Annotated in this window: 9 protein-coding genes; 4 read left to right on the forward strand and 5 right to left on the reverse strand. The window is 65.2% G+C overall.

Annotated elements, in window-relative coordinates:
- Window positions 1-179: 179 nt before the first annotated feature.
- Together B3547_RS05060 and B3547_RS05065 are read right to left on the reverse strand one after the other, a co-directional pair.
- A complete protein-coding gene (locus B3547_RS05060; RefSeq protein ID WP_292960831.1) occupies window positions 180-329 on the reverse strand; it encodes a hypothetical protein in 150 nt (49 codons plus the stop codon).
- Window positions 330-393: 64 nt separating this feature from the next.
- Entirely contained in the window at window positions 394-1,332 is a 939-nt protein-coding gene (locus tag B3547_RS05065; RefSeq protein ID WP_292960833.1) for an isopenicillin N synthase family dioxygenase, read from the reverse strand.
- Between the two features lie 61 nt (window positions 1,333-1,393).
- On the opposite strand from B3547_RS05065, the gene B3547_RS05070 reads away from it, so the two are divergent.
- On the forward strand, window positions 1,394-1,831 hold the full coding sequence (locus tag B3547_RS05070) for an EVE domain-containing protein (protein ID WP_223806587.1): 438 nt from the start codon (window positions 1,394-1,396) through the stop codon (window positions 1,829-1,831).
- 157 nt (window positions 1,832-1,988) lie between these two features.
- On the forward strand, window positions 1,989-2,156 hold the full coding sequence (locus tag B3547_RS05075) for a hypothetical protein (protein ID WP_255504597.1): 168 nt from the start codon (window positions 1,989-1,991) through the stop codon (window positions 2,154-2,156).
- Window positions 2,157-2,220: 64 nt separating this feature from the next.
- Here the strand turns inward: B3547_RS05075 and B3547_RS05080 are convergent, their stop codons facing one another.
- The gene (locus B3547_RS05080) at window positions 2,221-3,543 is read right to left on the reverse strand and encodes an MFS transporter (RefSeq protein ID WP_124809050.1); all 1,323 of its coding nucleotides are present in this window, start codon (window positions 3,541-3,543) and stop codon (window positions 2,221-2,223) included.
- Between the two features lie 232 nt (window positions 3,544-3,775).
- Between B3547_RS05080 and pgsA the strand changes: the two genes are divergently transcribed.
- Window positions 3,776-4,369: a CDP-diacylglycerol--glycerol-3-phosphate 3-phosphatidyltransferase gene (gene pgsA, locus B3547_RS05085; protein ID WP_292960842.1), complete on the forward strand. Its 594-nt coding sequence runs from the start codon at window positions 3,776-3,778 to the stop codon at window positions 4,367-4,369.
- A gap of 21 nt (window positions 4,370-4,390) precedes the next feature.
- Here pgsA and B3547_RS05090 read toward each other — a convergent pair whose 3' ends face one another.
- Window positions 4,391-5,287 (reverse strand): hydrogen peroxide-inducible genes activator, encoded by an 897-nt coding sequence (locus B3547_RS05090; RefSeq protein ID WP_124809052.1) that lies wholly within the window; start codon window positions 5,285-5,287, stop codon window positions 4,391-4,393.
- Between the two features lie 4 nt (window positions 5,288-5,291).
- On the reverse strand, window positions 5,292-6,503 hold the full coding sequence (gene rnd / locus B3547_RS05095; protein WP_124809053.1) for a ribonuclease D: 1,212 nt from the start codon (window positions 6,501-6,503) through the stop codon (window positions 5,292-5,294).
- Between the two features lie 142 nt (window positions 6,504-6,645).
- Between rnd and B3547_RS05100 the strand changes: the two genes are divergently transcribed.
- Window positions 6,646-7,103, forward strand: a 458-nt coding sequence (locus tag B3547_RS05100; RefSeq protein ID WP_292960839.1) for an OB-fold nucleic acid binding domain-containing protein, incomplete at its 3' end; no start/stop codon positions are given.

Consider the following 7,103-nt stretch of genomic DNA (forward strand, 5'->3'; position numbering starts at 1 on the left):
CATCAAGATCGGCATGGCCAACCTTGCCTATAACTTCCAGCGCCTCGCATGGCTTGAGGGGCGTACTGCGCCCGCGTGACCCAAAAACCGGCCCACGCAGCCGGCTCCGCCAAGAAAATAAGCAGATCAGCAACCCAAGCCTGGAGCTCGCCACCCGCTCCTGTGCCATCACATCGCAATTACGCCAAAATCAGACGGTTCTTCGAGGTGTCCACCTTGCTGTTCTGCGGAGTCTCGGGGATGGCTGCCGCTTCCTGAAACTGCCGGAAGCGGTTACCGTCGAGCGCATAGGTTCGTATATATGCCGCTAGGAGGTCGGCCGAGGTCATGCCGACCTTCCTGCATCCCTTGCAGGAAGAGTCGCTGACGGCCGTCGAGGCATCGCCGCCCCACCTATTTCTTCAGGCCGATTTCGCGCAGGCGTTCCTGCAGGTAATCGTCGGCGGTGATCGATACCGGATAGCGGTCCGGATTCTCGGGCGTGATGCACTGGGGCAGCGTGCGGAAGGCGAAGTCGCTGCGCAGGTGCAGGAAGAAGGGCATCGAATAGCGGCTGAACGCGGTGCGCGGGCCTTCCGGATTGCGGACGCGGTGCGTGGTCGATGGCAGCACGTGGTTGGTCAGGCGCTGCAGCATGTCGCCGATGTTGACGACGAGCGCGCCGTCGGGCGGGGAGACGCCGATCCAGCGGCCATCCTTGGTCAGCAGTTCGAGGCCCGCTTCTTCCGCGCCCAGCAGCAGGGTGATCAGGTTTATATCCTCGTGCGCGCCGGCGCGGATCGCGCCGCCTTCGGCATCGGGCACCGGCGGATAGTGCAGCAGGCGCATGACCGAGTTGCCGTCGGCGATGGCAGGATCGAACCAGTTTTCATCCAGCCCCAGCCACACCGCGATGCGCGCCAGGATGCGCGCGCCGGTCTGGTCGAACGCGGCGTAGAGCGCTTCGAACGTCTCGCGGAAGCCTTCCGGCCGCGTCGGCCAGATGTTGGGCGGCATCGACGTGGTGGCCAGCGGGTGGCCCGCCGGCAGGTCGCGCCCAACGTGCCAGAACTCCTTGAGGTCGCGCGCCTTGGCACCCTTGGCGATTTCCACGCCGAACGGGGTATAGCCGCGCGCGCCGGCAAGGCCATCGAGGAAGTACGAGCGCTTCTCCTCCTCCGGCAGCGCGAAGAAGGCTTCGGTCAGGCGCCACGCCCGATCGATCAGGTCCGGATCGATGCCGTGGTCGCGCACCATGGCGAAGCCGAAAGTCTGGAAGCTTTCGCCCAGATCGCGGGAAAGCGCGGCGGGATCGCTGGCGAGCGAGAGCACCGGCAAAGTTTCGAGGTTCATGATATTCCTGTGCGCAAATTGCGGTTATGAGGCCCGCATACCCGGTTTGCGGAAGGCTTTCATGATCAAAATCAAGGATGGGATGGCGCTTTGGCTGATGAAGTCGGAACCCGACGCTTATAGCTGGGACGATCTTGTCGCCGAAGGCGAGGGGACGTGGGACGGCGTGCGCAACCATCTGGCCGCGCGGAACCTGCGCACGATGAAGGAGGGCGATCTCGCCTTCTTCTACCACTCCAACATCGGGCTGGAGATCGTGGGCGTGATCACCATCAGCAAGGGCGGCATCACCGACCCGACCGATCCGGAGGGCAAGTGGGCCGCGGTCAAGGTCAAGCCGGTCGAAAAACTGAAGCACCCGGTCACGCTCAAGCAGATCAAGGCCACGCCGGAACTGGCCGACATGGACCTGATCCGGCAATCGCGCCTGTCGGTGTCGGCGGTGAAGCCGGACGAATGGGCGCGGATCATCGCCATGTCGGAAGCCGCCACCGCATAACTGTCCCGCTCCGGCACTGTGCCAAAAAGCGACGCGGAACCGGGGATCACAGTGGTGAACAAGGCGTTAAAGCGGCGTCATGGAAACGTCGCTTCGCCCCCAGTTCGGTCTTCGCAAAACATCCGGTCATCCGTTCCGGCGACGCCTGCCGGCGCGGGTGCTCCGCGCTCTGCCGGTGTTCGAGCCGGAAGTGCTGGAAGCGATGCGCCGTGCCGAGCTACGCTCGAAACCGGTCGATCCGCGCCATATCACCCGGCAGGACGTCAAGGACTTCCTGATCGCCTATTGCGCCTGCTTCGTCGCCATCATGGCGTGGATCGCCTGACCGGGATCGCCTGACCGGGATCGCCTGACCGGGATCGCCTGACCGGGCGGGCGGCCGTGCCGGGTCAGGCTGGCGAAACCTCGTCGGCGCAGGCGCGCTCGGCCGCGTAGAGCAACTGGCCAAGCCAGGCGGATACCAGACACATCGCCGCGCCCAGCAGCAACTGGTCGATCAGCGCCACCTTGGCCGCGCTGAGTCCCGCCGCCAGCGCTGCGCCGACGACCATCGCGCCCGAGTTGACGATGTTGTTGGCCGCGATCGTGCGCGCGGTTTCGGACTTGTCGACCACGGTGGTGAGAAACGCATAGAGCGGCACCACGAACATGCCGCCGGCCACCGCGATGCCGAGCAGCGAAAGCAGCAGCGGCACCGCCATGGGATGATGGACGAAGGTGCCGACGTTCATCAGCAGTCCGTCCTCGGGCGGTGTCCAGGCCCGGCAAACGAAGTGGAAGGCGACGATGAACAGGCCCATCGCGATCACCGACCACGGCGAATAGCGTGCCGATACCGTACCCTTGAGCAGCGCGTTGATCGAAACCGAGCCGATGGCGACGCCGATCGAGAACACCACGAGGAACAGGCTGGCCACTTCCTTGCTGGCGCTGAGCACGTTCTTGGCGAGCGGGGGGAACTGGATGAACAGCACCGCGCCGATCGTCCAAAAGAAGCTGATCGCCATGATCGCCAGAAACACCCGCCGGTGCCGGGTGGTGTTGCGGATGAGCGTTAGCGAGGAACGCCAGATGTGGTAATCGAGCGGTTGCGCTGCAATCAGCGGCTCTGCCGGCGGAACCTGCCGGCCGGCGAGATAGCCGATCATGGCGGTGACGATCACGCCCCCTGCAGCCCATTCCACCGGAATCCATCCCGCCAGGATCGTACCCGCCAGAATCGCGAGATAGGTGCCCGCCTCGACCAGTCCGGTGCCGGCCAGCACCTCGTTGGCGTGCAGGTGCTGCGGAAGGATCGCGTACTTGATCGGACCGAAAAAGGTGGAATGCACCCCCATTGCCAGCAGCGCGGCCAGCATCAGTGGAATGGCGGCGGTGTGGATGGCGATGCCCTTCCACGCCAGCACCAGGCCGGCGCCGCCCGCCAGCATGATCAGGATTTCGCAGAACTTGATGATGCGGATGATCCGCGCCTTGTCGCGCATGTCGGCCAGTTGCCCGGCCAGCGCCGAAAGCAGGAAGAACGGCAGGATGAACAGCGCCGAGGCTATCGCGGAAAAACGCGCTTCTTCCGCCTCGGAGTTGTAGATGCTGTAAACCACGTACAGCACCATCGCGTTCTTGAAGAGATTATCGTTGAACGCGCCCAGCAGCTGCGTGACGAACAAGGGCAGAAAACGGCGCGTATGAATGAGATGCGTCGATGTCGTCATACTTTCTGGCCAAGCATCCCCGTTCGCCGCAGACCCTTACCGCCAAGACCGGTGCGGGCAAGGGGCAAACGCATGTTTTCACACAGGCCGGAGGCAATTCCGGCTCCGGTGGCCACGCAGGTGTCCCGTTGCGGGCCACGCCTCGTTGCAGGTTCGCGTGATGTTTCCGTGACGTCAGAAAATTCCGGACTGGAGGTTTCACGTTGCGGCAGAGCATCGTATGGCAGGGGTGATGCTGACGCTGCCCAACATCCTGACGCTGTCGCGCATTGTCACCGTTCCGGTGCTCGCCGCGCTGTTGTGGTTCCCCCGCTGGCCGCTGGGCTACGGGATCGGTTTCGCGGTCTATTGCCTGATGGGCATCACCGATTACTTCGACGGCTATCTGGCGCGGGCGCAGGGAGCGGTTTCCAAGCTCGGAATCTTCCTCGATCCCATCGCCGACAAGATCATGGTGGCGGCGGTCATCCTCGTACTGACCGCGCAGGGCGTGCTGACCGGGCCGTATGTGGGCGATATGCACGTGATCGCGGGGCTGGTGATCCTGCTGCGCGAGATCGCCGTGTCGGGCCTGCGCGAGTTTCTGGGCGGCATCCAGGTCTCGGTGCCGGTGTCCAAGCTCGCCAAGTGGAAGACGACGTTCCAGATGGTGTCGCTGGGCGCGCTGATCCTGGGCGGGGCGCTGCCGGGCTGGACGGCGACGCTGGACGGCTTCACCTTCAACCTGCCGCACACCGTGGGGCTCACCACGCTGTGGGGCGCGGCCGCGCTGACGCTGGTGACCGGGTGGGATTATCTGCGGGTGGGCCTCAAGCACATGGACTGACGCTGGCCAGCCGGCGTCGTTTCAGCCGGCCCGCAGCTCCTGCGCCAGCAGCCTGAACTCTTCGCCCCGCGGCGAATTCTTGCGCCAGACCAGCGCGATCTCGCGCCAGGCATGATCGGCCTGTAGCGGGCGCGCGACGATCTCGGTATCGTGGAGAATGCCCGCCTCGACCGCCATTTCGGGCAGCATGGTCAGGCCCAGCCCGTTATCGACCATCTGCACCAGGGTGTGCAGCGACGTGCCGATCATGGTGGCGCTGGCGCGCAGTTCCGGGCGGTTGCACGCGGCCAGCGCGTGTTCCTTCAGACAGTGCCCGTCCTCCAGCAACAGCAGGCGGTTCTCATCGATGATGCTGGGCGGAACGCTGGCCGGCGGATCGCGCGGATCGTCCTTGGGGAAGGCGACATAGAGCCGGTCGTTGAACAGGTGTTCCGCTTCCACTTCGCCGGTGGGGAAGGGCAGGGCCAGCAGCACGCAGTCCGCGCGCCCGTGGTGGAGCGATTCGATCGCCGCCGCGCTCGGCTCCTCGCGCAGGAACAGGCGCAGTTGCGGGCGTTCCTTGCGCAGGCGCGGCAGGATGCGCGGCAGCAGGAACGGCGCGATCGTGGGGATCACGCTCATGCGCAGTTCCCCGGCCAGCGGCGCGCCGTGCGACTGGACGAGTTCGGACAGTTCCTCCGCCTCGCGCAGCAGGCGGTGCGCCTTGGCGACGACCTGGTTGCCCAGCGGCGTGAAGCGCACGACGCGGCGGGTGCGTTCGACCAGCGTCACTCCCAGCAGCGTTTCCAGTTCGCGCAGGCCAGCCGAAAGCGTGGACTGCGACACGAAGCAGGCATCCGCCGCTCGGCCGAAGTGGCCGTGTTCGTGCAGGGCGACGAGATACTGGAGCTGCTTGAGCGTGGGCAGGTAGGTGGACATGCGCTCAGTCGATATGCGCGACCGGTTCGGCCGCGCTGCCGCCGCCGATGTCGTCGATGTGCGCCATCTTGAGCTTGCCGCCGACGACCGCGAAGGCCAGCTTGCCCTCGACGAGATCGAGCGCGTCGCGCCCGAACTGTTCGAAGCGCCATCCTTCCAGGATCGGCAGATTGCGCCGCTGCCCGGCGGCCAGCGCCTCCAGATCGTCGCTGCGCGCCAGCAGGCGGGCGGCGATGTCGATCTCGCGGCTGCGAATCTTGAGCAGCAGCTTGAGCAGGTCGGCCACCAGCGCGCCTTCCTTGCCCAGCGGCGCGCCGCGCGGCGCCTTGGGCGGCATTTCGGCTTCGGTCAGCGGCTTCGCCTCGGCGAGCGTTTGCATCAGGCGGCGGCCGATCTCGTTGTCCTTCCATCCGCTCGAAAGCCCGCGCACCTTGGCGAGTTCGTGCTGTTCGCGCGGGGGGTGGCTGGCGATGTCGGCCAGCGTTTCATCGCGCATGATGCGGCCGCGCGGGATGTTCTTGTCCATCGCCTCGGCCTCGCGCCAGGCGGCGATGGCCCGCATCCGGCCAAGGACCGCGGGGTTGCGGCTGGGGGGGCGGATCTTCTGCCACACGGTCTGCGGATCGGACTTGTAGTTGGCCGGGTCCGCCAGCTTTTCCATCTCGATGTCGAGCCATTCGCCGCGCCCGGTCTTGATCAGGCGCTTGAGCAGCTTGGGAAAGATCTTCGACAGGTGCGTGACATCGCCGATCGCGTATTCGATCTGCCGTTCGGTGAGCGGCCGGCGCGACCAGTCGGTGAAGCGCGCGCCCTTGTCGATCGACAGGCCCAGCCAGCTTTCGACGAGGTTGGAATAGCCGATCTGTTCCGACTGGCTGACCGCCATCATCGCGATCTGCGTGTCGAAGATCGGGTGCGGGGTCTTGCCGGTGAGGTTGTAGATGATTTCCACGTCCTGCCCGCCGGCGTGGAAAACCTTGAGCACCTCCTCGTTGTCGACCAGCAGATCGAGCAGCGGGGAAAGGTCGATTCCCGGCGCGAGCGGATCGACTGCGGCAGCTTCCTCGGTATTGGCGATCTGCACCAGGCAGAGTTCGGGCCAATAGGTGTTCTCGCGCATGAATTCCGTGTCGACGGTGACGAAATCGGACTTCGCGAGGCGTTCGCACAAGGCGGCGAGAGCGTCGGTGGTGGTGATCAGCGAATGTATCTTCATCGATCTTTTCTTTTTGGCCCCGTCCCCTTCGGGGGCCTGTGGATGGACCCGTGCGGGTCCTCGGCTTGACAAAATGACGGCTATCGCCTGTTAGCCGCGCATATCCCCCTGCCTTATTGCAGACCGATTGGAAAGACCTTCGATGCACCTTTACCGTTCCCATACCTGCGGCGCCCTCTCGCGCGAGCATGTCGGCCAGGTGGTTCGCCTTTCCGGCTGGGTCCATCGCAAGCGCGATCACGGCGGCGTGCTGTTCGTCGATCTGCGCGATCACTATGGCATGACGCAGATCGTCGCCGATGCCGACAGCGCGGCGCTGCCGCTGCTGGAAGGGCTGCGCGTGGAAAGCGTGGTGACGATCGATGGCGAAGTGAAGGCGCGCGCCGAGGGCACCGTCAACCCGAACCTGCCGACCGGCGCGATCGAGGTCTTCGCCCGGTCCGCAACGGTGCTGGCGGCGGCGGAGGAGCTGCCGCTGCCGGTGGCCGGCGAACAGGAATATCCGGAGGACATCCGCCTCAAGTTCCGCTTCCTCGACTTGCGTCGCGAAACGCTGCACGCCAACATCGTCAAGCGCACCAAGGTCATTTCGGACATGCG

It is taken from the genome of Novosphingobium sp. UBA1939, assembly GCF_002336885.1.
Lineage (GTDB): Bacteria > Pseudomonadota > Alphaproteobacteria > Sphingomonadales > Sphingomonadaceae > Novosphingobium.

Bases quoted from the DNA above. Each gene is read 5' to 3' on its own strand.
- B3547_RS05090 (WP_124809052.1), bottom strand. From the start codon at position 5,287: ATGTCCACCTACCTGCCCACGCTCAAGCAGCTCCAGTATCTCGTCGCC.
- B3547_RS05065 (WP_292960833.1), bottom strand. From the start codon at position 1,332: ATGAACCTCGAAACTTTGCCGGTGCTCTCGCTCGCCAGCGATCCCGCC.
- B3547_RS05070 (WP_223806587.1), top strand. From the start codon at position 1,394: ATGATCAAAATCAAGGATGGGATGGCGCTTTGGCTGATGAAGTCGGAA.
- B3547_RS05060 (WP_292960831.1), bottom strand. From the start codon at position 329: ATGACCTCGGCCGACCTCCTAGCGGCATATATACGAACCTATGCGCTC.
- rnd (WP_124809053.1), bottom strand. From the start codon at position 6,503: ATGAAGATACATTCGCTGATCACCACCACCGACGCTCTCGCCGCCTTG.
- B3547_RS05080 (WP_124809050.1), bottom strand. From the start codon at position 3,543: ATGACGACATCGACGCATCTCATTCATACGCGCCGTTTTCTGCCCTTG.
- pgsA (WP_292960842.1), top strand. From the start codon at position 3,776: ATGCTGACGCTGCCCAACATCCTGACGCTGTCGCGCATTGTCACCGTT.